Origin of the sequence: Mycobacterium sp. RTGN4, assembly GCF_033804635.1 — a bacterium.
Taxonomy (GTDB): domain Bacteria; phylum Actinomycetota; class Actinomycetes; order Mycobacteriales; family Mycobacteriaceae; genus Mycobacterium.
In genome coordinates this window covers 379,927-402,871 of record NZ_JAPZLB010000001.1, presented here as the reverse complement: position 1 = coordinate 402,871, position 22,945 = coordinate 379,927, and the positions used below count along the sequence as shown (strand labels likewise).

Below are 22,945 nucleotides of genomic sequence, written 5' to 3'. Positions count from 1 at the left end.
AACGGGATTTCGGCGGAGTTCAGCGGCCGGGGAGTACGTCGAAGACCGCGGCGCACGTGGTGACGGGCCGGTCTGCGTTGCCCTCGTCGTGAATGAGCACTCGCACACCGACCTTGCCCTGGCCGCCGTGGTAGGCCGCGCCCTCGGCGCGGAACGGTCCGACCTTTCCGCGCGCCATGAACATCACGTGCCAACTGGACACCTGAAGCATTGGGGTTCCGGCCAATTCGGCCGCGAGCTCGGTGGCGGCCGTCTCGAGCAGCACGTGCTGCGGCCCGATGTGGAGCGCCGCGTCCGGTGAGGCCAGCTCGAGCGTGAGCTGGGGTAACACCCAGTGGCCGTCGGCGCGTTTGCTCGCCCCGAACGCGTCCCATAGCGGGGGTAGGTCGGGGGAGTCCTCGATGACGAGTTCGGTGCCAGAGACGTCCATCTTGTCGAGCCCCTCGGGCGGAATTCCGATGACCGCGCCCTGACCCTCGATGAAGGCGATCACCCGATCGGGGTGGTCCGCGTCGACGATGAGGCAGCGCCCGTAGCCCATGGTGCGACCCTGGTGGATGTTCCCAGAGCCGACGACTTCGATGGTGGTGACGTCGAATCCGGGATCGATGATTTGAACCGAGGAGATCACCGGGTTGGGTACCGCAACCATGTCGGTCTGACAGCCCTCTGGAGAGGAAATGGCCAATGGCGCCACCATGATTCCGCCAGCCGCGTTGCGCATGTCGCGACGGATGCGGACGGTGTTGTCCGCCTCGCCGATGTTCATGCTGTCGTGGTTCCGCCCGATGTAGCGGTAGCTCAGCAGCCCCGTCCACCGGCGATGGAGCTCGTCACGGTAGGCCTCGGTATCGTCCATCAGGTCTCGGATGTCGCGCAATTGGTCCGCCACGGCCGTCACTCCCATTCGTCGGAAACCTCCACAGCAAAGTACTCGCTCACCTGCAAGCCCGAGGGAAGTTGTGCGACGCCCGCGGTCGCGAACCAAATGTTTGGGAACACGATTGCCAAATCCTTGACCTCGCGACTTTGCGGCTGCTAGACATAGGCGATCCCGAGTGTTGTGCGACTGCTCAACAACCGTCGGGTCACGGGCGATTCGAGGACATCAATGGCGGGACGGGTGGAGGGCAAGGTCGCCTTCGTCACGGGCGCGGCCCGTGGTCAGGGGCGCAGCCACGCAGTGCGATTGGCTCAAGAGGGTGCCGACATCATCGCCGTCGACATCTGCCGCGGCTTCGCGGATTCGACGGCGCCGGCAAGCACGCCCGAGGACCTCGCCGAAACCGCCGACATGATCAAGAACCTCGATCGCCGGGTCGTCACCGAGATCGTCGACGTTCGGGAGTACGACGCGATGAAGGCCGCCCTGGACAACGGCGTGGAGCAACTCGGCCGCCTGGACGTCGTCGTGGCGAATGCCGGTATCGGCACCACCGGCGTCAAGCTGCACAAGATGCGCGAAGACATCTGGAACGAGACCATCGACGTCAACCTCGGCGGAGTCTGGAAGACCGTGAAGGCCGGGGTGCCGCACCTGCTCGCCGGCGGCCGTGGCGGGTCGGTCATCATCACCAGTTCGGTGGGTGGCACCAAGGCTTATCCCCATGTCGGTCACTACATCGCGGCCAAACACGGCGTCGTCGGCCTGATGCGGACGTTCGCGGTGGAACTCGGTGCGCAGAACATCCGCGTCAACTCGGTGCACCCCACGCACGTCAACACTCCGTTGCTGATGAACGAGCCCACCTACAAACTGTTCCGACCGGACCTCGAGAACCCGGGTCCGGACGACCTGGCGCCGATCTGCCAGTCGTTCCACTTCCTGCCGATCCCGTGGGTCGAGCCGGTCGACATCAGTAACGCCGTGCTGTTCCTCGCCTCCGACGAAGCCCGCTACATCACCGGCGTCACACTGCCCGTCGACGCCGGCAGCCTCCTGAAGTAGAGGGAACATGACCACCGCCAGTGAAACGGACCTCTACTACGACCCGTACGACCTCGACATCTCCTCCGACCCGTGGCCGACCTACGCAAGGCTGCGCGACGAAGCGCCGATCTATCACAACGAGAAGTACCGCTTCTGGGCCATCTCGCGGCACAGCGACGTCGAAAAGGCGCTGTCGGACTGGGAGACGTTCTCCAACTCCCGTAGCGACATCCTCGAACTCGTCAACTCCGAATTCGACATGCCCAAGGGCGTGATGATGTTCGAGGACCCACCCGTGCACACCATGCTGCGCGGGCTGATGGGCCGGGTGTTCACGCCGCGCCGGATGGCCGAGATCGAAGACCAGATCAGGGCGTTCTGCGTGAATTGCCTTGACCCGCATGTCGGTTCCGAGGGGTTCGACATCATCTCCGAACTCGCGTCGATGATGCCGATGCGCGTCATCGGCATGCTGCTCGGCATCCCCGAGTCCGAACAGGTCATGGTCCGCGACGCCAACGATGCGAATCTTCGCACCAAACCCGGCGCACCCATGAAGGTGTCCAACGCCGACAAGATCGCCGACGGGCGGATCTACGCCGACTACGTCGAATGGCGCTCGAAGAATCCCTCCGACGACCTGATGACGGCGTTGCTCAACGTCGAATTCGAAGACGAGGACGGCGTCACCCGCAAGCTGCACCGCAAGGAGGTGCTGCACTACACGCAGGTGGTCGCGGGCGCAGGCAACGAAACCACCGGACGGCTGATCGGATGGCTGGCCAAGGTGCTCGCCGAGCACCCGGACCAACGCGCCCAGGTTTATGGGGATCGCTCGCTGCTGAACCGCGTCGTCGACGAGACGTTGCGTTACCAGCCCACCGGCCCGCACGTCGCGCGGTATGCGTTGCGGGACTTCGAGATGTACGGCACCACGGTGCCCGCGGGCAGCGCGGTGCTCCTGCTCTTCGGCGCCGCAAACCGTGACCCGCGTCGCTACGACGACCCCGACACGTTCGACATCAACCGCAAACACGGAAGCCACCTCACGTTCGGCAAGGGCCTGCACTTCTGCCTCGGCGCCAACCTCGCGCGGCTCGAGGGCCGGGTGGCGGTCGATGAGCTGCTCAACCGCTGGCCGGAGTGGGGAATCGACTACGACACAGCCGAAATGGCGCCGACGTCGACCGTGCGCGGCTGGGAGCGGCTGCGGATCGTGTTGCCCTGACATGACGGATCTCCGCTTTGACGACCACGTCGCGATCGTCACCGGAGCAGGCCGCGGGCTGGGCCGCGAGCATGCGCTGCTGCTAGCCGAACGAGGGGCGCGCATCGTCGTCAACGACGTCGGCTCGTCGGTCACCGGCGACGGAACCGACCGCAGTGCAGCCGAATCCATGGCCGCCGAGATCCGCGCCAAGGGTGGCGAAGCGATCGCCAACGCCGACAGCGTCGCCACCGAACACGGTGGTGCGGCCATCGTGCAGGCCGCCTTGGACGCGTGGGGGCGGGTCGACATCGTCGTCAACAATGCGGGCTTCGTCGATGACGCCGCCTTCGACGACATGACGGCCGACCGTTTCGAGCCGCTCATCGACGTGCACCTCAAGGGTGCGTTCTTCGTGACCCGTCCTGCGTGGAAGGTGATGCGGGCACGCGGCTACGGGCGCATCGTCAACACCACGTCGGCTGCGGGCATCCTCGGCTCCCCGCGCATGAGCAACTACGGCTCCGCGAAGACCGGGCTCATCGGCTTCACCCGGGTACTGGCCGCCGAGGGCGCCGAACTCGGCATCAAGGTCAACGCCGTCGCGCCGATCGCCAACACGCGCATGCTCGAGCGGTCGATGGCCAGTGTCGCCGAACTGGCCGACGCCGAAGCGCTGGCCTACGCGCAGGAACTGATGCAGCCCTTCTTCGCCAAGATCGACCCCGCTCTGGTCGCACCCGTCGTGGCGTTCCTCGCGCACGCCGACTGTCCGGTCACCGGCGAGATCTACACCGTTGGCGCCGGCCAGGTTTCGCGGTTCTTCATCGGCCGCACGCGTGGCTACTTCAATCCGGCGCTGTCGCCCGAGGACGTCGCGGCGAACCTCGATGTCATTCGCGACGAGACGGGTTACACCGTGCCCGCCGGACCCGCCGACGAGATGGCCGAGTTGTTCGCGGCCATCATGCCGGGGTAGCCGCAGGCCGACGATCACCACGTGCGAACAATGGGATCGTGGTGAACCGCATCCAAGCCCTGCTGGGCGTTGAGTACCCCGTCGTCCAAGCCCCGATGACGTACATCGCCCGGGCCTCGTTGGCCGCCGCGGTCTCCGAGGCCGGCGGGCTGGGGATGATCGAAACCCTGACCCCGGAAGGTCGCGCTGACCTACTCCGGGTGTGCGAGCTGACCGACCGGCCCGTCGCGGCCAATCTGATGATCCAAGGTTGGAAGAGGGACCCGTCGATCGTCGACGTCCTGGCCGGTGCAGGTGTGCGCCACGTCTTCACCTCGGCGGGCGATCCGGCGTTGTTCACCGCACGGCTGCACGATGCGGGCATGACGGTCGTGCACGTCGTCGGATCGTTGAAGGGCGCCCAGAAGGCCGCCGACGCCGGAGTCGACGCGCTGGTGGTCGAAGGCGTGGAAGGCGGTGGGTTCAAGGCGCTGCTCGGCGCGTCGACGATGGTGCTGCTGCCGCTGGTCGCCGAACACATCGACCTTCCGATCATCGCCGCGGGCGGGGTGTGTGACGCCCGCTCCGCCGCGGCCGCCGTCGTGCTGGGCGCCGAAGGCGTTCAGATGGGCACGCGGATGCTGGCCAGCCAGGAGGCGGCCGTGCACGCGAACTTCAAGAACGCCATCGTGTCGGCCGACGATGCGGGCACGGTGATGCTCGACATCCCCGGCAACCCGACCATGCGCGTGCTGCGCACGGGTCTGGCGGCGCGGGTCGCCGCTCATGAGCCCGGCGCCCAACTGCTGGGCCGCATCACCGAGCTCTACTTCGACGGAGATCTCGACGCCAGCGTGGCCAACACCGGTCAGGTGTCGTCCCGGATCATCGATCTGCCGTCCGTGGCGGACATCGTCCACCAGACGTGGGGGGACATCGGGGCGGCCTTGGATTCAGCGCGGCCACGAGTGGGAACTCACTGACGATGAGCGACGGTAACGACTTCAACGCCAAGAACATCGCGGAGTTCCGGGCGAATCACGGACGGGTCGGCGGCCAGTTCGACGGGGCGCCGCTGCTGATCCTGCACACGGTGGGCGCCAAGAGCGGCCAGCCCCGGACCAACATCATGATGTACCTCGCCGACGGTGACCGATACCTGATCTTCGCGTCGAAGGCGGGTGCCGACACCAATCCGGCCTGGTACCACAACGCGATTGCCAACCCCGAGATCCGCATCGAGGTCGGTGACGACACGTTCGACGCCGTCGCCACCGAACTGACGGGCGCGGAGCGCGACGAGAAGTACGCCGAGCAGGTCCGGCGCTATCCAGGATTCGGCGACTACGAGCGGAAGACGACCCGGATCATTCCGGTCGTCGCGCTTGCACCCGTGTCCTGACCGGACTCAGCCGACCCGACCGCGTTACTAATATGGTGGTAACCGTAATACCGACATCGTTACCGTAAGGGGTTGTGTTGATCAAGGTGATGGAGGGCGTGCGCGTCCTGGAGATGGCCCAGTTCACGTTCGTGCCTGCCGCGGGGGCGATCCTGGCCGACTGGGGCGCTGACGTCCTCAAGATCGAGCACCCGGTGCGCGGAGACACTCAACGCGGCTTCATCAACATGGGCGGACTGGCGCTCGACCCCAACCGGCACCCGCTGATCGAGCACCCCAACCGCGGAAAGCGCAGCGTCGGCATCGACGTATCGACCGCCGATGGACAGGAGGTGCTCTACGAACTCGCCAAGACCTCCGATGTCTTCCTGACCAACTACATGCCCCAGGCCCGCCAGAAGAACAAGTTCGACCTGGAGCACATCCGCGCGGTCAACCCGAACATCATCTACGCCCGCGGCAGCGCGTACGGCGACAAGGGTCCGGAGCGGCTGTCCGGCGGATTCGACGGCACCGCCTTCTGGACGCGCAGCGGCGTCGGCCACGCGTTGACCCCCGAGGAGCTCGGCGGCGCACTGTCCCAAGGGATCCCGGCTTTTGGCGATTCGATCGGCGGAATGAACATCGCGGGCGGAATCTCCGCGGCGCTGTTTCATCGCGAACGCACCGGCGAGGCCGTCGAATTGGACGTGTCGCTGTTGAGTACCGCATGGTGGGCGGCCGGAGCCAGCGTGACGCAGGGCATGGAGACCGGAGAGACGATGCGGTCACCGATGCCGAATTCGGTTGGTCCGACGGTGAATCCGTTCCTCGGAAACTATCTGACCTCCGATGGCGGCACCATCAACCTGTGCATCGTCAGCCCGACCGGGTACATCCGCGACGCCTTCGAGCACCTTGGCTTGCCCGAGTTGGCCGACGACCCGCGGTTCTCGGACGTGATGCCACTGATTACGAACGCCGCAGCTGCCGCGGAAATGATCGCGGACTCGATCCGCAGCAAGCCATTCGACTACTGGCGCCAGCACCTCAAGACGATGAGGGGCCAGTGGGCGCCGTTCCAGAGCCTCATCGACCTGGCCTCCGACGAGCAGGCCATCGCCAACGACATGATTGTCGAGGTCGAGGCGAACGACGGGGGAGCGCCGTTCAAGGTCGTGCGCGGCCCCGTCCAGTTCAACCACGAACCGCTCGAAACCACCCGTGCGCCACAAGCTTCCGAGCACACCGAGTTGGTGTTGATGGAGCTCGGCATGGACTGGGACCGCATCGAAGCGCTCAAGGAGGCAGGCGCGATCGCCTAGTCCAGCAGGTTCAAGTCGCCGTAGAGGTTCGGACGCTCGGCTCGCGCGTCGGGCAGCGGTGCGTATATCGGGTAGTCGTGGAGCAGTCCTTGTCGCATCCGGAAGCCGATGTGCGGAATTCCTTCGGCGCGCACGCGATCCTGCAGGCGCAGCGCATCGATGGTGAGCAGGTCGCGGGAGGAACTGTAGACGGAGGTCGGCGGTAAGCCCTCGAGCGAACCGAACAACGGGCTTACCAACGGGTCTCGCGTGTCCAAGTTGCCTGCCCAGGACTTGCCGTACCTCACGCTGTGTGCGACGTCGAGCAGCGGGTCGTCGACCTCCGCAAGGCGGGCGTCGCTCATCGACACGTCGAGCCATGGTGCCAGCAGCACGAGCCGACTGGGCGTCGTCGAACCCCTTCGGACGAGCTCTTGGACCGCGAGTAGCGCCAACCCGCCGCCCGCCGAATCGCCGAGGACGCTGACGTTTTGATCGCCGTGCTCGCCGATCACGTCGGAGATGAAGTCGGCGATCCGCGGCACCTCGGTGTCGGCGCTGCCGACGGGAGTGAGCGCGTAGTCGGGTACGACGACCGTCGCGCCCGTTTGGCGAGCCATGTCGGTATAGGTCCACCAATGAAAGATGGTCGCTGCGCCGGCGTATGACCCGCCGTGGACGGCGACGACGACCTTGCCGCTGGGTTCGGGGGGTGTGAAGACCCGGACTGGCAGCCCGTCGGAATCGACGTCCGTCAGCACCAGTCCGTGCTTGAGGAAGAACGGCGGAACGCCATCTGTCAATAAGGGAATCTTCAACGGGACGAAGGCGAGCACGCCTCCGACGGGCGTCAACAACGTTCCCAAGCCCTTTGCGCCAAGCGCGACGATCGCGTGACGGAGCGACGGCTTGCCTGTGTACACGATGCCCCCATTCTGCGTCAGCTACGGCTGCAACGACTCCATCGCACGAACCACCCGGGGATACAAGATCGCGGGGCCCAACCAGCGCGCCACGAAGCGCCGCAGCGCTGGGCCATCCCGCGGGGGCTGCCCCGGGTCGATGAGAATCGAATGCAGCGTGCGCAGACTCAATTCCGCGAGCTCGGAGAGCGCCGCGTCGTCGAACCCTTCGCGCTCCCAGTCAACATCGAATCGGTGCAGGACTGATCGGCCAAATGCCAGTGCCGTAGGGGAGGCCAACGATGCGAAGCCCTCGCCCGGGGCGTTGAGCATGTCCTCGAATTGGCGGTCCCCACCGAGGACTTCGGCCGCGTAGGCCACGCTTTCGATCAATGCCGCGGCTGGCTCCGTGTAACCGCTCATGTGGGCGGCCAGCCGATCGATGAACCCGTCGGCGGAGCGCATTCTGCTCGCGACGAGTAGCTCTTCGGAGCCACGGAAGTAGCGATAGATCGTTTGCCGCGTGACCCCGAGATGGCTGGCGACGTCGGTCAGTCGTAGCGCGGCACCTCGTTCGGCGACGAGATGGTCCGCCGCGTCCAGAATCCTACGGACGGCTTCCTCGTCCGACTTTGGTGCATTGCCGGACCATCCGTGGCTACGCACGTGATCGAACGCTGAACTCGATGGGCAGGCTCATTGGCCCGGTCATGCCGAGAATCGGCTTCCATGGAGCAGGTCCGGTGCGGCGCGGTGCCGAGGGAATCCGCTGAGTGAGGATCTTCAGCGCTTCGGCGAGTTCGCGCCTGGCAAGGTTGGCGCCAAGGCAGTAGTGCACACCGCCGCCGAAGGTCAGGATGGCGGGTGGCGCCTCACGGGTGATGTCGAAGCGGTCCGCATCCGCGTAGATGATCGGATCGCGATTTGCGGCGAACGTGTTCACGTACACGAACGTTCCTGCGGGAAAGGTAAATCCGCCGAATTCGATGTCCTCGAACACCATGCGAGGTGCGGCGCAGACCGCTGGCGAATGCCGCATGGTCTCCTCGACCGCGGCCATGGCGAGTTCTGGATGGTTGTGCAATTTCGTCCACTGCTCAGGGTGATCGCACAGGACGTCCACCGATGCGGCCAGTTGGTTGCGGGTGGTATCCGTGCCCGCCATCAGCAGGCTCGCTGCCAGCATGCGTAGCTCGTCGGAGTCGAGCCGATCGCCGTCGTCCTCGGCGCGGATGAGGTCCGAGAGGAGGTCGTCGGTGAGCTGGTTCCGACGCTGAGCGACCATGTCGTCGACATAGTCGTCGAGTTCGGACCACGCTCGCATGATGTCGTCGACTTCGTCGACGAGCTGAGGATTGAAGCCGAAGGCCTTGAAGATGTCGCCCGCCCACAGCGAGAACTGTTGCCAGTCTTCGCTCGGCGCGCCCAGGAGCGCGCAGATGATCGGAACGGGGTACAACAGCGCGACGTCGGTGACGAAGTCGCAGTGTCCGACGTCGGCGACTCGGTCGACGAGTCCGTTGAACACGGTTTCCATCGTGTCCTCCAATCGCGCGGTCGCCCGCGGAGTGAAGGCCTTGGAGACAAGGCTCCGAAGTCGTTGGTGCGCTTCACCTTCCACGCAAAGCAAGGAGGTGACCACCTTGTCCCACAGCGGTCCGGCGCTGACGCCCTGGGCCGTCAGATGAAGCCCCGGCGGGATGCCGAACCGAGTATCTCGCAGCACGGCACGGGTCAGTTCGTAGCCGAGGATCTCGGGTCCGAGTGGGCCGATGGCGATGGGGGAGTCCCGCTGCGCAAGCCGAATCCGCGGATAGACCTCGGCCGGACTCTCGGTGTGGTCGTAGCGCAGTGTCGGCAGTCCTGCGTCGAAGACGCTGGGCAATGCGGTACCTACGGCCACGATGAACTCCCTACGTGCACGTTTCCTCGAGTGAACAGAGATGTCAAGAATGTATGGCCACGTTTGGGCACTGTCAACGAATTAGCGGATCCTGTGGTCGCGGCACCAACGATCACCATACGTTGAACGCCGATGCGTAAAGCGACAGAAGTTGCTATCTCATCCAGCCAGTCGCCGCCGCAGGATGGGCAAACCCGGCCCGTCCAGCTGGTGGACGAGGGCATCCCGCCCCAACACCGTCATCATCAATGCGGCCGCCGATCCGTGAACCTCCGGACGACGTCCCCACGTTCGATCAATGTCGTTGGCGTGCAGGGTTATCCCATGCAGCCGTGACCTTGGCACGAAGCCGAATGGGCTGGGGCCCGTCAGGAAGTCGAGTGTCAGCGCAACGAGCTGGGGGTCGGGGTCGAACGGCAGGCCAAGGGGGATGCGGATGTCGCCACCGTGCGCCAGCACGTCGGTCAGCCCGGAGCGCGACCCGGTGACCGGAGGACTCAACCGATGGTCGGCGTGCTCGCGCAGGGTTCGCGCGATGTCGGTGGCGGGCTGTTCAGCGCGCCGTCGGGCAAGGTCGTCGATCCCGCGATGCACACTGCCGCGGCGAATCGCTGCCCGCTGAAATCCCCAGAAGCCATCGGTGAAGTCGCTGACCAGATGTGCGAACACCGTCTTGACGTCCCACCCCGCGCACAGGCTCGGAGTCGCCAACTGAGTTTCGTCCAGGGACTCCAGCAAGGTCGCCAGCCGACGGCGCTCGTCGGCGACGGCGGCAAAGACGAACTCGCGATCCACTCGCATGCGATGCTTCAGGGCTGGCTGGTGGCTACCGCGTCGGCCAACAGCGTGGGGTCGTGTGCTGACACGATCAACAGGTCCGGTTCCTTGCGTGCGTAGAGCTCAGCGAGCCGGGAATGGTTGTCGCGCACACGCTTCCGGTCGAATGCAACCATCATTTCGGGCAGCTTGATGGCCAGCGGGACGGGCGTGTGCCCATCCACGGTGCCGCGGTAGTAGAAGGCATCCCCACAATGCAGCACCCAACGGTGACCGGCATCGACCGCGATGCACGCGTGCCCGCGAGTGTGGCCGGGCAGCGACACGAGGACGATCCCCGGCGCGATCGCGTCGAGCTCCTTTGCGGCTGCGAAGCCCCGCCACTGTTCGCCATCGGGCTGGTGTTCGACGAGTTTTGGGCCATGCGCCCACTGTCTCGGCTGAAAGCGGAACCGCTCCGATCGGGTGGGCGGCCTCGTCGCGCCGAGCACCTCGGCGGCGGTCACGTGCACCTGAGCGTCGGGGAAGTCGGAGAGTCCGCCGATGTGGTCGATGTCGAAGTGCGTGGTGATGACGTGGCGGACGTCGTCGCGATGGAAGCCGAGCCGCTCGACCTGGTGGGCGGCGGTCTCCTCCACGTCGAATATCGGGTTCAGCACATGCCGGCTCGGGCCGATGCGCGACGGATCGGCGCAGTCCTCCAGCCCGTACCCCGAATCGACCAGCACGAGTCCGTTGTCGGTCTCGACCAAGAGCACGTGGCACACCGCCGGCGCCCCGGGGAAATTCATGGTGCCGCAGTTGAGGTGGTGGACCTTCACGGCTGAATCCTCTTCGTCAGGACGTCCTCGATCTCGATGCGGCATGCGTCGAGATCAAGCTCGTCGTCGAGCATTGACTGCAGAGCGACTCCGCGCAACATTCCGATGATCACCGTCGCGGCCGCTCCGGCGTCGGACGATAGCGCGAACTCGCCCGTGGCGTGCCCACGTTGAATGCGTTTCGCGAGTTCTTCCCGGAACGCGCGATCCGACGCGAGCATTGCGCTGCGCACGTCGGGCGCGCCCGTGGCCACCGCGTCGGCCCACAGCACCAGGCGTGCGCGGTTCGCGGGCCGGGCCTGCGCGAGCTCGTGAAAGTAGGCCCGCACCAGGCCCAGCGCTTGGTCGAGCACGGTGTCCGACGTGCTCTCGAGGAACACTTGCTCGCGAAACTCGGTCGTCACGGAGTCGACGAGCCGCTGCATCATGGCGCCCTTGGACCCGAAGTGGTGCGTGGCCAAACCTCGGCTGTAGCCCGCGCGCTCGCCGATGGCGGCGAGCGTGACCCCGGACGGCCCTGCCTCCGCGATGAGCTCCGCAGCGGCCGCGAGTAGGCGCTGCTCGGCCTCGGTGCGGCGCTCCTCCTGGGTGCGCCGGTGTTCGCTCACGAATCGAGTTGGCCGACGAGCGCGAGCAGTTCGCCACGACCGATTTGGGTCACCAGGCTGGCTGAGTCGAAGTAGATCCGTTCGTTGACGACGCGGTCGCCGTCGAAGAAGAACACCGCGATGATCGGGACCCGAAACGACTTGCCGGTCGGCGGCAGGCCGTAGAACTCGCCGAGATTGGTTCCCAGTAGGTCGAATTCGACAATCACTGCGTCATCGGTGACGTGAAACCTGGAGTTGTCGTGGCGCTGATCCGGGAACGCCGTGCGAGTGGTGCGGTAGTAGGTCATCACTGCGTCGTCGCCGTCGTAGACCTGCCCGGTCGCCATGATCTCGTAGTGGGGATGGCCGTTGAACGTCGCGAGCGTGCGGTCGAATTCATGGGTGACTTCGGTGTCCATGTGCTCGCGGATCACCGCGAGGCGGCGCTGCCGGAGGTCGTCGTCGATCATGCGGTCCACTCCCTGTCTGGTCACTAACTTGTCAACCAACAAGTTAATAGACCGGCGATGGATCGTCAATGGCCGTGTTCATCCGCTGTTCGCCCGCCGACGGTACGAACGAGGCGTGGACGAATCAGAAGGTGACGACACCACCGGCCGCACCGTCTCGCGTCGTGTCGCCATCGGCGCGGGCCTCGCGGCCGCAGTCGGTGGCGCTGCACTCGGCGCGGGTGGCGTGGCATTGACCCGATCGCCGGGACCATCGGACGTCGATGCGTGGACCAGGACCGACCGCGGGGGCGCGCCTCGAGTAGGCGGTCTGCACCTTCAATTCGGTGCCGACGCGGCGACCGAAGTCGTCGCTTCGTGGCACACCGCCGAGGCGATCAGCAATCCGCGCGTGCTGTTGGGCACCCCGGACGGCGGCTTCGGCAAGACAGTACCGGCTCAGACCCGCACCTACCGTGATGCGAAGTCGGGCAGCGAGATTCGGATCAACCACACGCGCCTTGCGGGGCTGACGCCCAATACCGACTACGTGTATGCAGCCGTCCACGACGGCGCGGCGCCAGAATTGGGGACCTTCCGCACGGCGCCGCGGGGGCGTGCGGCCTTTACCTTCACCAGTTTCGGGGATCAATCGACGCCGACGTTGAACACGCCGCAGGGCCCGACGTCGTTCACCAGCGACCACCGTGGGTCGCCTGCGGCGGGTGACGTCACCACCGGCGTCGAACGCATCGCGCCGCTGTTCAACCTGGTCAACGGCGATCTCTGCTACGCCAACCTGGCCGCGGACCGGATCCGGGCGTGGTCGGACTGGTTCGACAACAACAGTCGATCGGCACGCCACCGACCGTGGATGCCAGCTGCGGGCAATCACGAGAACGAACTCGGCAACGGGCCAGTCGGTTACGGCGCCTATCAGGCGTACTTCGCGCTGCCCGAGTCGAACTCGGACCCCGAATTGCGCGGGCTCTGGTACGCGTTCACCGTTGGCGCCATGCGGGTGATAAGCCTGAACAACGACGACATCTGCTATCAGGACGCCGGAAACTCCTACGTGCGGGGCTATTCCGGGGGAGTGCAACGCCGCTTCCTTGAATCCGAACTGGCTGCGGCCCAACAGAACACCGCGATCGACTGGATCGTGGTCTGCATGCACCAGACGGCGATCTCCACGGCGGCCAAGGCCAACGGCGCCGACCTTGCCATCCGCGAGGAGTGGCTGCCACTGTTCGACCGCTACGGCGTGGACCTCGTGGTCTGCGGCCACGAGCACCACTATGAGCGCTCCCATCCGATCAGAGGAGCGCAGCCGACCGACACGATGACGCCGATCCCGGTCGACACCACGCCAGGAGGGATCGACACCACGAAGGGCACCGTGCACCTCGTGATCGGGGGCGGTGGGACGTCGGTCCCGACGAATGGTGTGCTGTTCGGAGATCTTCGTTGCCGCGTGCTGACCGGCATTGGGGGCGTGGACCCGGCCACCGGCCAGCGCACGCCGATCTACGTCACCGAGGCTGCGCCGTGGTCAGCCTTCCGCGATCCGGTGAATCCCTATGGCTTCGTGGCCTTCTCGGTGGATCCGGGTAGCGGGCCGGGCGCTCAGACGTCGATCGAGGCCACCTACTACGCGGTGAAGGGCGGCTACGGCGCCATCGAGCCGGTCGACACGTTCAGGTTGGTCAAGCCGCGGCGCGACTAGTGCCGCGGGCCCCGCATCAGCGATGCGAGCGCCGCCAGCCCGGCCAGAATGGCCGAGGCAATGAACACAACCGCCAGCCCGTGCTCGAACGGCGCCGCGATCAGATGGGGAAAGAACTCGCGGCCGATGATCGTCTGCTGATTCGCCTCGGGCAGCGCCGCCAGCGCACCCGTGGGTGCCAAGAGGTGCTCAAGCGGGTTCACGCCGAGCACGGCCGAGAACAGGGTGGATACCGGAGGTAGCGCACCGACCTGATGGGCGACGTCGGGCGGAATGCCCTGTTGGATCAAACCGCCCGACATTGCTTCGGGCAGCCGGGTGGAGAGGCCGACGACCATCAGCGAGAAGAACACCCCGATGGACAAGGCCGTGCCCGAGTTCTGGAACGTCGCGCGCATACCCGATGCGACACCACGCTGCTCGGCGGGAACGCTGCTCATGATCGACGACGTGTTCGGCGCGGAGAACATGCCGCTGCCAATGCCATTGGCCGTGATCAACAGTGCGAATGCCCAATAGGGAAAGTCGATGGGCAGCATCATCAGGCCGATGAACGTCAATCCGAACAACGTCATCCCCGCGGTCGCGAGCCCGCGCGAGCCGAAGCGGTCGGACAGTGTGCCCGCGACCGGTCCAGACACCAGGAAGCCTGCCGTCAGCGGCAAAAGGAAGATGCCCGCCCACAGGGGAGTGTCTTCGTAGTCGTAGCCATGCAACGGCAGCCAGATGCCCTGCAGCCAGATGATGAGCATGAACTGCAACCCGCCCTGGGCCAGCGACGAGGCCAGCGTGGCGGCATTGCCCGCCGCGAACGCCCTGTTGCGGAACATCGCCAGCTGCACCATCGGGTCGGCCACCCTGGATTCGACGACGAGGAACGCAATCAGCAGCAGCACCCCAACGGCCAGCACGATGTGGACGACCGGGTTGTTCCATCCGGTGGGATGGCCGCCGTGCGGCTGCAGACCCATGGTGATCGCCACCAAGATCGCGCTGAGGCCGATGGCGAACGTCGCGTTGCCCCACCAGTCGATCCGCCCGGAGTGACGTGCGCCTGCGGGCTCGCGCAACTTGCGGTACGCCCATATCGTCCCGAAGATCCCGACGGGCACGTTAACCCAGAACACGGCACGCCAGTCCCACGCCGCGAGGAGTCCGCCCGCCACCAGCCCGATGAACTGGCCGGCGAGCGCGGCAACCTGGTTGAAGCCCAACGCGAAACCGCGTCGTTCAGCCGGAAACGCGTCGGTGAGGATGGCCGCCGAGTTCGCGGTGAGCATCGAGCCGCCGGTGGCCTGCAGCACCCGCCACCCGATCAGCCACAGGGCGGCCTGGCCACCGCTGAACGGATCGAACGACAACATGATCGACGCGAATGTGAAGACCGTGAAGCCGGAGTTGTAGACCCGGACCCGGCCGAACATGTCGCCGAACCGACCGAGCGACACGACGAGCACGGACTGCACCAACCGGTAGCCCATGATCATCCAGAGCAGGTAGCCGATGTTCGACGGTGCCAGCGGATCGAGGTGGATGCCGCGGAAGATCGCGGGCAGCGAGATGATGACGATCGAACCGTCCAGCGCCGACATGAATACCGCGGCGGTGGTGTTGGTCAGGACCACCCATTTGTAGCGGTCGCCGGTGGCTGCTTTCGGTGGCGTCGAGACCTGAGTCATCTAGAGGGTGTCGGCCAATCGCTCGATCAGCGGTGTGGTGGCCAGAATCCGCTGCACCTCGCTCTTCGTGAATCCCTCGAGGGCAGTGGCGATTTGCTCGACGCGCACACCCCGCCGCTTGTTGACGAGATGGAGGCCGGCGTCGGTGACGGACATGACGACGCGGCGTCCGTCGGCGGGATCGGCGCTGCGCGTGACGAGTCCGCGGGCCTCGAGCCCGGCGAGGGTGGCGCCCATCGACTGGGGGCTGATCTGTTCAGCGCGGGCCAGTTCGGCCGATGTCGCAGGTCCGCCACGTTCCAGCCGTGCGAGCGCGGAAACCTCGGGAAAGGTCAGTTCGGCTGGCGAACCCGACGCCCGAAGTCGCCGTCGCAGTAGGCCCATGGACACGAACAACGCACGCGCGGCGCGCTCGCGATCGGATTCTGCCGGGCCGGACGAAGTCATCAGGGTTAACTTATCAGTTTCAACTGATGGGTGTAGAAGTCGGCGGCAGCGTCCTCGACGCGTACTGGTTCTGTGGCTGTCCGCCAACGCACTGGAAGGACCGGCCTGGGTCCGACGCGAGCGCGATGAATGAAACCGAGGTCATCGCGCGGCTTATCGTGAGAACTGTGGGACTACCCGACGAGGTCTATGCACGACTGCTGATGCTGCGGACGGACTTACGCCGCTTCGAGCGGTGGAGTGCTGAACAAGCGCAGTCAGCGGGACTGACTCCCATGCAGCACCAGTTGCTGCTGGCCATCCGCGGACACGCCGACCGCCGTGGCCCGACGATCGGCGAGGTCGCCGAGTATCTCCTGCTGAAGCACCACAGCGCTGGCGGATTGATCGAACGGGCCGAAGCGGCTGGGCTGGTTGACCGGACGCGCGACGGCCAGGATCACCGTGTGGTCCGTTTGCAACTCACCGATGCGGGGGCGCACTGTCTCGAGTTGCTGACCGCCGCTCATCTCGACGAGTTGAGCCGGCTCGCCATCCAGTTGCCTGCGCCGCCCCAGGACGATCGAGGCTGAATGGGCGGCGGCTCATTGTGCGGAGCCGCGCCGTCGAAGGGGGAGCGACCGAAGTGGGTGCAGAAGGACGGGATGGCGACAGCGGGCGCACGAAGCCAGTGGTTGGTTCGACGACGAGCTCGCGGCATGACCGCAAGATTCGCATCGGACGATGAAGAACTGGCCGATCATCCCGAGTAGTCCGTAGTAGATCGCCGCCGTGGTCGCTGCCGCCAAGACGACGACTAGGGCAACGGTAAGGACCTCGTAGACCTCCACGATGAGACACCTCCACGCTCTGAGTTGGGCGGTCAAGCCCTCCCACCATATATCGTATTGCGATATATTTCAGCTTGACCACCCGCCTCCGATTGACGGGGTGCCGTGCTCTCGTCGGCGTGGCCCCTCCGTGGAGAGCTTCGCGCCGAAGCGGCTATCGAAAAACCCTGCGCTAGTTCATAATTCGGTATGACTAGACCGCTTTCACGTACCGCTTGCTGACGACCCGTTGAACCAGCCCGGTGAACGGTCCGGCGAGCCGGCTCCACCACGTGCCGTGCCGCGAGAACGCGATCACCTCCGCGGTCACGGCATCGCTCGTCGGGTCGTATCGGACGGCGAACAGTTCCTCACCCGTCTCGGCGTGGCCCGGCAGCGTGCCGTAGGCGAACCCGCGGTGGTTCGGTTCGTCGACGACGTAGACGACACGACACGGCACGCGAACGGGACCCAGCCGCACGATCACCTCCGAGCCGACATCGGCGACCTCCGTCGTCGCCTCGACGCGGGCACCTGCGCCGCGCAACATGCCCCAGCGCATCACGGCCCGCGCAGCCTCGTCGAACCGCTTGCGGCCGTGGCCGATCACCGCTGATTCGTGAACGTGGTGATAGCCCTGCGGCAGTACCCCCGCGGTGGCGCCAACTTCGCTGTACGTCAAGGGGAGTGCGGCAAGGTCACTGAGCTTCACCTGATCACCTTCGCATCATCGGAGTAGGTTCGATCGGGTGACTACGTCATCCATCGCACACGAATCGGGAACGTTCGCCATCGGCGGCGACCTGACCGTCAACCGGTTGGGCTACGGGGCCATGCGCCTAACCGGAAAGGGCGTGTGGGGTCCGCCGGCCGATCACGATGAGTGCATCCGCGTACTGCGCCGCGCAGTCGAACTGGGCGTCAACTTCATCGACACCGCCAATTCCTACGGGCCGTACGTATCCGAGGAACTGATCCGCGAGGCGCTGCATCCGTACGCCGACGGGCTCGTCATCGCCACCAAGGCGGGCCTGGTCCGGACCGGTCCAGACGAGTGGCCGGTACTTGGCTTCCCGCCCTACCTTCGGCAGGAATGCGAACTGAGTCTGCGCAGGCTCGGAGTCGATCGCATCGACCTGTTCCAACTGCATCGCATCGACGACAAGTTCCCGCTCGAGGACCAACTCGGCGAACTCGTCGCGTTGCAGCAGGAAGGCAAGATTCGGCACATCGGACTATCCGAGGTGAGTGTCGAACAGCTTGCCGCCGCGCAGAAGGTGGCAACCATCGTCTCGGTGCAGAACATGTACAACCTCACCGTGCGCTCCTCGGAGGCGTTGCTGGACAAGGTCGCCGAGGAGGGCATCGCGTTCATCCCGTGGTTCCCGCTCGCGGGCGGACCGCTGTCGGCACCCGACGGGCCGCTGCAGCGTATCGCCGCGGACCATGACGCCACCCCGTCGCAACTGGCGCTCGCGTGGCTGCTGAAGCGTTCCCCGGTCGTGCTGCCGATCCCAGGCACGTCGAGCGTGGCTCACCTGGAGGAGAACGTGGCCGCCGCAGGCATCACGCTGTCGGACGCGGAGTTCGAGACGTTGAGCAAAGCCGGTGCGGCCGGCTGAACGAGCGGGCCATACGGTAGTTGGCGTGGCCGCTGAACGAGACGACGTCGACGAGCCGGTCGGTGGCGGCTTCAATCCGCCGGTACCGACCAAACGCGGTGGACCCGACTACGGGCGCTTCGTCGAGGCGGTCCGAACGCTGCAGGACCTGACGCGCGGGGCCGACGCCCCCGACGACGTCGTCACGCGCGTGGCCGAACTCGTCGAGTCTGCAAACGAGTTGCTCGGACCATATGAGACCGACGAATGGCACGCTCCCTCCGGACGGCGGTTCGATCTACCCAACCGTGGCAGCATCCTGTCGATCCCGATGGACTTGACCGTCACCGAGGACGGCCGCATACGCGGTACCGCGTTGTTTCGCCGCTTTCATCTCGGACGAAACGGGGCCGTTCACGGCGGTTCCTTGTCCCATCTGTTCGACTCATTGCTGGGCTTCACGGCGTTCAAGCTCAGCGAGAGTCGGAAGCAGCGCACCGCCTACCTGCACGTCAACTACCGAAAGATCGCACCCATCGACAAGGAGTTGCAGGTCGAGGCAGGGATCGACCGCATCGAGGGCCGCAAGATCTTCGTCGTTGGCCGCTTGCTCGACGGCGACGATGTGCTGTGCGATGCCGATGCGCTTTTCGTCATGCTGAAGCCGGGACAGCCGTGAGCAAGGCCAGCGTCCTCAAGCGACGCTGGGCGCGGTGGCGGGATCGCCTGCGCGAAAAGCGGGCGGCAGATCTGACCTACCGCGTGGTGGTGGGAGTCGTCGGACTGGCGGTGCTTGGCGTCGGGATCCTCGCGATCCCGTACCCAGGCCCCGGTTGGGCGATCGTGTTCGTGGGCCTGGCCATCCTGGCCACCGAGTTCGAATGGGCACACCGACTGTTGAAGTACACCCGCCAGCGCTACGACCGCGTGATGACCTGGTTCAAGGCTCAGGGGCTGTGGGTTCAAGCCCTGGGATTCGTGCTCACTGCGGCGGTCGTGGTGGGCACACTGTGGTTGCTGGGCGGGCTGTCCTGGTTTGCCAACCTCGTCGGTGTCGAGCAGTCGTGGCTCAAGAGCCCCGTCGGCATAGGGTCCTAGCGGCCCTCACAGATAGCATGGTCGCGTCCCGAACGCCTGATTGGCTTGATCCCCCTGTCGAGGAGACCCACCGATGACCGCCGTCGCCAGCCCCGCCTCAGTAGCCCCGATCCGGGTCGCTGCCGGGACCACCGCGGGCGCTGCCGTGCGTGACGCCGGGTTGCCCAGTCGCGGCGCCTCCGACGCGGTGGTCGTCGTGCGGGATTCCGAAGGTCGATTGCGCGATCTGTCGTGGGTACCCGAGGCCGACGCGGAGGTCACGCCCGTCGCCGCCGACACGGAGGACGGCCGAAGCGTCATCCGGCACTCGGCCGCGCACGTGCTGGCGCAGGCCGTGCAGGGGCTCTTCCCGGAGGCCAAGCTCGGCATCGGCCCACCGATCACCGATGGCTTCTATTACGACTTCGACGTGCCGCGGGCGTTCACCCCGGAAGACCTTGCCGCGCTGGAGAAGCGCATGCGGCAGATCGTCAAGGACGGCCAACTGTTCGATCGGCGGGTCTACGAGTCGAAGGATCAAGCGCGCGAGGACCTCGCCGACGAACCCTTCAAACTGGAGTTGGTCGACGACAAGTCGGGCGACCCCGACGTCATGGAGGTCGGCGGTGACGAGCTGACCGCGTATGACAATCTCAACCCCCGTACCCGGGAACGGGTTTGGGGCGACCTATGTCGGGGCCCGCACATCCCGACCACCAAGTACATTCCCGCCTTCAAACTGACCCGCAGTTCGGCCGCCTACTGGCGGGGCAACCAGGACAACGCCAGCCTGCAGCGCATCTACGGCACCGCGTGGGAGTCCCAGGAGGCGCTCGACGCCTACCTCGAGCTTCTCGAGGAGGCGCAGCGGCGCGACCATCGCAAGCTTGGCGTCGAATTGGACCTGTTCAGCTTTCCCGACGAACTGGGGTCCGGGCTGCCCGTCTTCCACCCCAAGGGCGGCATCATTCGGCGTGAGCTCGAGGACTACTCGCGCCGCAAGCACGAGCAGGCGGGCTACGAGTTCGTCAACACTCCGCACATCACCAAGGAGCAGCTGTACATCACGTCCGGCCACCTCGAGTGGTACGCCGACGGGATGTTCCCGCCCATGCACATCGACGCGGAGTACGACGCGGATGGCACGGTGCGCAAGCCTGGGCAGAATTACTACCTCAAGCCGATGAACTGCCCGATGCACCATCTGATCTATCGGGCTCGCGGGCGGTCCTATCGCGAACTTCCGTTGCGGCTCTTCGAATTTGGTTCGGTGTACCGCTACGAGAAGTCCGGTGTGGTCCACGGTCTGACCCGGGTTCGCGGCATGACCCAGGACGACGCCCACATCTACACCACCCGCGACCAGATGCGCGGCGAGCTCACCTCGCTGTTGCGCTTCGTGCTCGACCTGCTCGCCGATTACGGCCTCGACGAGTACTACCTGGAGTTGTCGACCAAGAATCCTGAGAAGTACGTCGGCTCCGATGACGTGTGGGACGAGGCCACCGAAACGCTGCGCGAGGTCGCCGAGGCGTCTGGCCTTGACCTGGTGCCCGATCCGGGTGGCGCGGCGTTCTATGGGCCGAAGATCTCGGTGCAGGTCAAGGATGCGCTGGGACGGACCTGGCAGATGTCGACCATCCAGCTGGACTTCAACATGCCCGAACGCTTCGAGCTGGAGTACACCGCCGCCGACGGCACCCGGCAGCGGCCGGTGTTGATCCATCGCGCGTTGTTCGGCTCGATCGAACGCTTCTTCGGCGTGCTGACCGAGCACTATGCGGGCGCCTTCCCGGCCTGGCTGGCGCCGGTGCAGGTCGTTGGCATACCGGTGGCGGAATCTCACGTTGCCTACTTGGAAGACGTTGCTGCACAACTGAAGACGCGAGGCATCCGGGTCGAGGTCGATGCCAGTGACGATCGGATTGCCAAGAAGATCGTCAACCAGACCAACCAGAAGGTGCCGTTCATGCTGCTCGCGGGCGACCGCGACGTGGAGGCCGGTGCCGTGAGCTTCCGGTTCGCCGACCGCACCCAAATCAACGGGGTGTCGCGCGACGACGCGGTGCAGGCCATCGTGGACTGGGTGGGCCGCCGGGAAAATGCCGTTCCCACAGCGGATCTAGTCGAGGTGGCTGCTTCGTCGTGACCGAGCCTGACGACCAGACGATCATCGACCATGGGGCCGGCGACGCCGACCACCTCCAGCGGTTGTGGACGCCGCACCGGATGACCTACATCGCCGGGGCCATCAAGGGTGGTCCGGGTTCCGCCGGGTCGTCGGAACCATTCACCGACATTCCCAACATGCCCGACGAGGAGGGGTTGGTGGTCGCGCGCGGCGAACTCGTCTACGCGGTGCTGAACCTTTACCCGTACAACCCCGGCCATCTGATGGTGGTGCCCTATCGCAGGGTGGCCGAACTGGAAGAGCTCACCGACGCCGAGAGCGCCGAGCTAATGGCGTTCACGCAGAAGGCGATTCGCGTGATGAAGGGCGTGTCGCACCCGCACGGTTTCAACGTGGGGCTGAACCTCGGAACCTCGGCAGGGGGATCGCTGGCGGAGCACCTGCACATGCACGTGGTCCCGCGCTGGGGTGGGGACGCCAACTTCATCACCATCATCGGCGGCTCCAAGATCATCCCGCAGTTGCTGCGCGACACCCGCGAGTTACTCGCCACGGAATGGGCACGGACGACATGAGCGACGTCTACCTGTTGACGCGGGCGGCGTACGCGAAGTTGAGTCGCCCGGTGGCCAAGGTGGCGCTGCGCCTGGGGTTGACCCCGGACAGCGTGACGATCCTCGGCACGGCAGGCACCGTGATCGCAGCACTGACGCTGTTCCCGATCGGCCAGCTGTGGTGGGGAGCATTCGCGGTATTCGTCTTCGTGCTCGCCGACATGCTCGACGGGGCGATGGCCCGTGAACGCGGCTTCAGCACCCCGTTCGGCGGCGTGCTCGACGCCACCTGCGACCGGATCAGCGACGGCGCGGTGTTCTGCGGCCTGCTGTGGTGGGCCGCCTTCGGCATGCACAGCACCGCGCTCGTGGTGGCGACGATGATCTGCCTGGTCACATCGCAGGTGATCTCCTACATCAAGGCCAGGGCGGAGGCCAATGGCCTCAAGGGCGACGGCGGAATCATCGAACGCCCCGAACGGCTCATCATCGTGCTGGCCGGTGCCGGGCTCTCCGGGGTCGGATTCCTGCACGTGCCGTGGCTGGTGCACGTCGCGATGTGGCTGCTGGCCGTCGCGAGCATCGTGACTCTTGGTCAGCGCCTGCACTCCGTTCGGACCTCACCGGGCGCCATGGACCCCTTGACGACGAACGCCAAACCCGCGAAGGACGACGCGGAGCCGGGCGAGCAGTGAGCAC

Annotated in this window: 25 protein-coding genes; 14 read left to right on the top strand and 11 right to left on the bottom strand. The window is 65.7% G+C overall.

Annotated elements, in window-relative coordinates; genetic code table 11:
* Window positions 1–19: 19 nt before the first annotated feature.
* The gene (locus tag SLQ30_RS01945) at window positions 20–892 is read right to left on the bottom strand and encodes a hypothetical protein (RefSeq protein ID WP_319445579.1); all 873 of its coding nucleotides are present in this window, start codon (window positions 890–892) and stop codon (window positions 20–22) included.
* Window positions 893–1,111: 219 nt separating this feature from the next.
* Here SLQ30_RS01945 and SLQ30_RS01940 point away from each other — a divergent pair, with 219 nt between their 5' ends.
* The 6 genes from SLQ30_RS01940 (at window position 1,112) to SLQ30_RS01915 (ending at window position 6,801) form a co-directional block, all read left to right on the top strand.
* Window positions 1,112–1,948, top strand: a complete 837-nt coding sequence (locus SLQ30_RS01940) for a mycofactocin-coupled SDR family oxidoreductase (protein ID WP_319445150.1) — start codon at window positions 1,112–1,114, stop codon at window positions 1,946–1,948.
* 7 nt (window positions 1,949–1,955) lie between these two features.
* Window positions 1,956–3,158, top strand: coding sequence for a cytochrome P450 (locus tag SLQ30_RS01935; protein ID WP_319445149.1), 1,203 nt, complete (start codon window positions 1,956–1,958; stop codon window positions 3,156–3,158).
* A gap of 1 nt (window position 3,159) precedes the next feature.
* Complete coding sequence (locus SLQ30_RS01930) at window positions 3,160–4,116, top strand: SDR family NAD(P)-dependent oxidoreductase (protein ID WP_319445148.1); 957 nt, start codon at window positions 3,160–3,162, stop codon at window positions 4,114–4,116.
* 38 nt (window positions 4,117–4,154) lie between these two features.
* Window positions 4,155–5,078, top strand: a complete 924-nt coding sequence (locus SLQ30_RS01925; RefSeq protein ID WP_319445147.1) for a nitronate monooxygenase — start codon at window positions 4,155–4,157, stop codon at window positions 5,076–5,078.
* A 2-nt stretch (window positions 5,079–5,080) separates the two neighbouring features.
* Window positions 5,081–5,497 carry a nitroreductase family deazaflavin-dependent oxidoreductase gene (locus SLQ30_RS01920; RefSeq protein ID WP_319445146.1) on the top strand — a complete coding sequence of 139 codons (417 nt, stop codon included), beginning with the start codon at window positions 5,081–5,083 and terminating at the stop codon, window positions 5,495–5,497.
* An 89-nt stretch (window positions 5,498–5,586) separates the two neighbouring features.
* Window positions 5,587–6,801, top strand: coding sequence for a CaiB/BaiF CoA-transferase family protein (locus tag SLQ30_RS01915; protein ID WP_319445578.1), 1,215 nt, complete (start codon window positions 5,587–5,589; stop codon window positions 6,799–6,801).
* Here the strand turns inward: SLQ30_RS01915 and SLQ30_RS01910 are convergent.
* The 7 genes from SLQ30_RS01910 to SLQ30_RS01880 form a co-directional block, all read right to left on the bottom strand.
* Window positions 6,798–7,703, bottom strand: coding sequence for an alpha/beta hydrolase (locus SLQ30_RS01910; protein WP_319445145.1), 906 nt, complete (start codon window positions 7,701–7,703; stop codon window positions 6,798–6,800). The genes SLQ30_RS01915 and SLQ30_RS01910 overlap by 4 nt on opposite strands.
* A gap of 21 nt (window positions 7,704–7,724) precedes the next feature.
* On the bottom strand, window positions 7,725–8,348 hold the full coding sequence (locus SLQ30_RS01905) for a helix-turn-helix domain-containing protein (protein ID WP_319445144.1): 624 nt from the start codon (window positions 8,346–8,348) through the stop codon (window positions 7,725–7,727).
* Window positions 8,341–9,585: a cytochrome P450 gene (locus SLQ30_RS01900; RefSeq protein ID WP_319445143.1), complete on the bottom strand. Its 1,245-nt coding sequence runs from the start codon at window positions 9,583–9,585 to the stop codon at window positions 8,341–8,343. The genes SLQ30_RS01905 and SLQ30_RS01900 overlap by 8 nt, the downstream gene beginning before the upstream one ends.
* 159 nt (window positions 9,586–9,744) lie before the next feature.
* Window positions 9,745–10,380 carry a maleylpyruvate isomerase family mycothiol-dependent enzyme gene (locus SLQ30_RS01895; RefSeq protein WP_319445577.1) on the bottom strand — a complete coding sequence of 212 codons (636 nt, stop codon included), beginning with the start codon at window positions 10,378–10,380 and terminating at the stop codon, window positions 9,745–9,747.
* Window positions 10,381–10,394: 14 nt separating this feature from the next.
* Complete coding sequence (locus SLQ30_RS01890; protein ID WP_319445142.1) at window positions 10,395–11,183, bottom strand: MBL fold metallo-hydrolase; 789 nt, start codon at window positions 11,181–11,183, stop codon at window positions 10,395–10,397.
* Complete coding sequence (locus SLQ30_RS01885; protein ID WP_319445141.1) at window positions 11,180–11,791, bottom strand: TetR/AcrR family transcriptional regulator; 612 nt, start codon at window positions 11,789–11,791, stop codon at window positions 11,180–11,182. The genes SLQ30_RS01890 and SLQ30_RS01885 overlap by 4 nt, the downstream gene beginning before the upstream one ends.
* Window positions 11,788–12,243 (bottom strand): ester cyclase, encoded by a 456-nt coding sequence (locus SLQ30_RS01880; protein WP_319445140.1) that lies wholly within the window; start codon window positions 12,241–12,243, stop codon window positions 11,788–11,790. The genes SLQ30_RS01885 and SLQ30_RS01880 overlap by 4 nt, the downstream gene beginning before the upstream one ends.
* Before the next feature lie 115 nt (window positions 12,244–12,358).
* Between SLQ30_RS01880 and SLQ30_RS01875 the strand changes: the two genes are divergently transcribed.
* A complete protein-coding gene (locus SLQ30_RS01875; RefSeq protein ID WP_319445139.1) occupies window positions 12,359–13,948 on the top strand; it encodes a metallophosphoesterase family protein in 1,590 nt (529 codons plus the stop codon).
* On the opposite strand, the gene SLQ30_RS01870 is transcribed toward SLQ30_RS01875, so the two are convergent.
* On the bottom strand, window positions 13,945–15,627 hold the full coding sequence (locus SLQ30_RS01870; protein ID WP_319445138.1) for an MFS transporter: 1,683 nt from the start codon (window positions 15,625–15,627) through the stop codon (window positions 13,945–13,947). The two genes, SLQ30_RS01875 and SLQ30_RS01870, sit on opposite strands and share 4 nt — an antisense overlap.
* Window positions 15,628–16,074, bottom strand: a complete 447-nt coding sequence (locus SLQ30_RS01865) for a MarR family winged helix-turn-helix transcriptional regulator (protein WP_319445137.1) — start codon at window positions 16,072–16,074, stop codon at window positions 15,628–15,630.
* Window positions 16,075–16,241: 167 nt separating this feature from the next.
* Between SLQ30_RS01865 and SLQ30_RS01860 the strand changes: the two genes are divergently transcribed.
* Window positions 16,242–16,646 carry a helix-turn-helix domain-containing protein gene (locus SLQ30_RS01860; protein ID WP_319445136.1) on the top strand — a complete coding sequence of 135 codons (405 nt, stop codon included), beginning with the start codon at window positions 16,242–16,244 and terminating at the stop codon, window positions 16,644–16,646.
* A 451-nt stretch (window positions 16,647–17,097) separates the two neighbouring features.
* Here the strand turns inward: SLQ30_RS01860 and SLQ30_RS01855 are convergent, their stop codons facing one another.
* Complete coding sequence (locus SLQ30_RS01855) at window positions 17,098–17,595, bottom strand: DUF1990 domain-containing protein (RefSeq protein WP_319445135.1); 498 nt, start codon at window positions 17,593–17,595, stop codon at window positions 17,098–17,100.
* A 37-nt stretch (window positions 17,596–17,632) separates the two neighbouring features.
* On the opposite strand from SLQ30_RS01855, the gene SLQ30_RS01850 reads away from it, so the two are divergent.
* The 6 genes from SLQ30_RS01850 to pgsA all read left to right on the top strand — a co-directional run bounded on the left by SLQ30_RS01850 (window position 17,633) and on the right by pgsA (window position 22,941).
* Entirely contained in the window at window positions 17,633–18,505 is an 873-nt protein-coding gene (locus SLQ30_RS01850) for an aldo/keto reductase (RefSeq protein ID WP_319445134.1), read from the top strand.
* Between the two features lie 25 nt (window positions 18,506–18,530).
* The gene (locus tag SLQ30_RS01845) at window positions 18,531–19,163 is read left to right on the top strand and encodes a PaaI family thioesterase (protein WP_319445133.1); all 633 of its coding nucleotides are present in this window, start codon (window positions 18,531–18,533) and stop codon (window positions 19,161–19,163) included.
* The gene (locus SLQ30_RS01840; protein ID WP_319445132.1) at window positions 19,160–19,582 is read left to right on the top strand and encodes a TIGR02611 family protein; all 423 of its coding nucleotides are present in this window, start codon (window positions 19,160–19,162) and stop codon (window positions 19,580–19,582) included. Before SLQ30_RS01845 ends, SLQ30_RS01840 begins: the two co-directional genes overlap by 4 nt.
* 73 nt (window positions 19,583–19,655) lie before the next feature.
* The gene (gene thrS / locus SLQ30_RS01835) at window positions 19,656–21,710 is read left to right on the top strand and encodes a threonine--tRNA ligase (RefSeq protein ID WP_319445131.1); all 2,055 of its coding nucleotides are present in this window, start codon (window positions 19,656–19,658) and stop codon (window positions 21,708–21,710) included.
* Window positions 21,707–22,267, top strand: a complete 561-nt coding sequence (locus SLQ30_RS01830) for an HIT domain-containing protein (protein WP_319445130.1) — start codon at window positions 21,707–21,709, stop codon at window positions 22,265–22,267. Before thrS ends, SLQ30_RS01830 begins: the two co-directional genes overlap by 4 nt.
* Window positions 22,264–22,941 (top strand): phosphatidylinositol phosphate synthase, encoded by a 678-nt coding sequence (gene pgsA, locus SLQ30_RS01825; RefSeq protein ID WP_319445576.1) that lies wholly within the window; start codon window positions 22,264–22,266, stop codon window positions 22,939–22,941. Before SLQ30_RS01830 ends, pgsA begins: the two co-directional genes overlap by 4 nt.
* The last annotated feature ends 4 nt before the right edge of the window (window positions 22,942–22,945 follow it).

Excerpts from the sequence above, each read along its gene's own strand:
- SLQ30_RS01940 (WP_319445150.1), top strand. The coding sequence starts at position 1,112 with ATGGCGGGACGGGTGGAGGGCAAGGTCGCCTTCGTCACGGGCGCGGCC.
- SLQ30_RS01935 (WP_319445149.1), top strand. The coding sequence starts at position 1,956 with ATGACCACCGCCAGTGAAACGGACCTCTACTACGACCCGTACGACCTC.
- SLQ30_RS01930 (WP_319445148.1), top strand. The coding sequence starts at position 3,160 with ATGACGGATCTCCGCTTTGACGACCACGTCGCGATCGTCACCGGAGCA.
- SLQ30_RS01920 (WP_319445146.1), top strand. The coding sequence starts at position 5,081 with ATGAGCGACGGTAACGACTTCAACGCCAAGAACATCGCGGAGTTCCGG.
- SLQ30_RS01915 (WP_319445578.1), top strand. The coding sequence starts at position 5,587 with ATGGAGGGCGTGCGCGTCCTGGAGATGGCCCAGTTCACGTTCGTGCCT.
- SLQ30_RS01880 (WP_319445140.1), bottom strand. The coding sequence starts at position 12,243 with ATGATCGACGACGACCTCCGGCAGCGCCGCCTCGCGGTGATCCGCGAG.
- SLQ30_RS01870 (WP_319445138.1), bottom strand. The coding sequence starts at position 15,627 with ATGACTCAGGTCTCGACGCCACCGAAAGCAGCCACCGGCGACCGCTAC.
- SLQ30_RS01865 (WP_319445137.1), bottom strand. The coding sequence starts at position 16,074 with ATGACTTCGTCCGGCCCGGCAGAATCCGATCGCGAGCGCGCCGCGCGT.
- thrS (WP_319445131.1), top strand. The coding sequence starts at position 19,656 with ATGACCGCCGTCGCCAGCCCCGCCTCAGTAGCCCCGATCCGGGTCGCT.
- pgsA (WP_319445576.1), top strand. The coding sequence starts at position 22,264 with ATGAGCGACGTCTACCTGTTGACGCGGGCGGCGTACGCGAAGTTGAGT.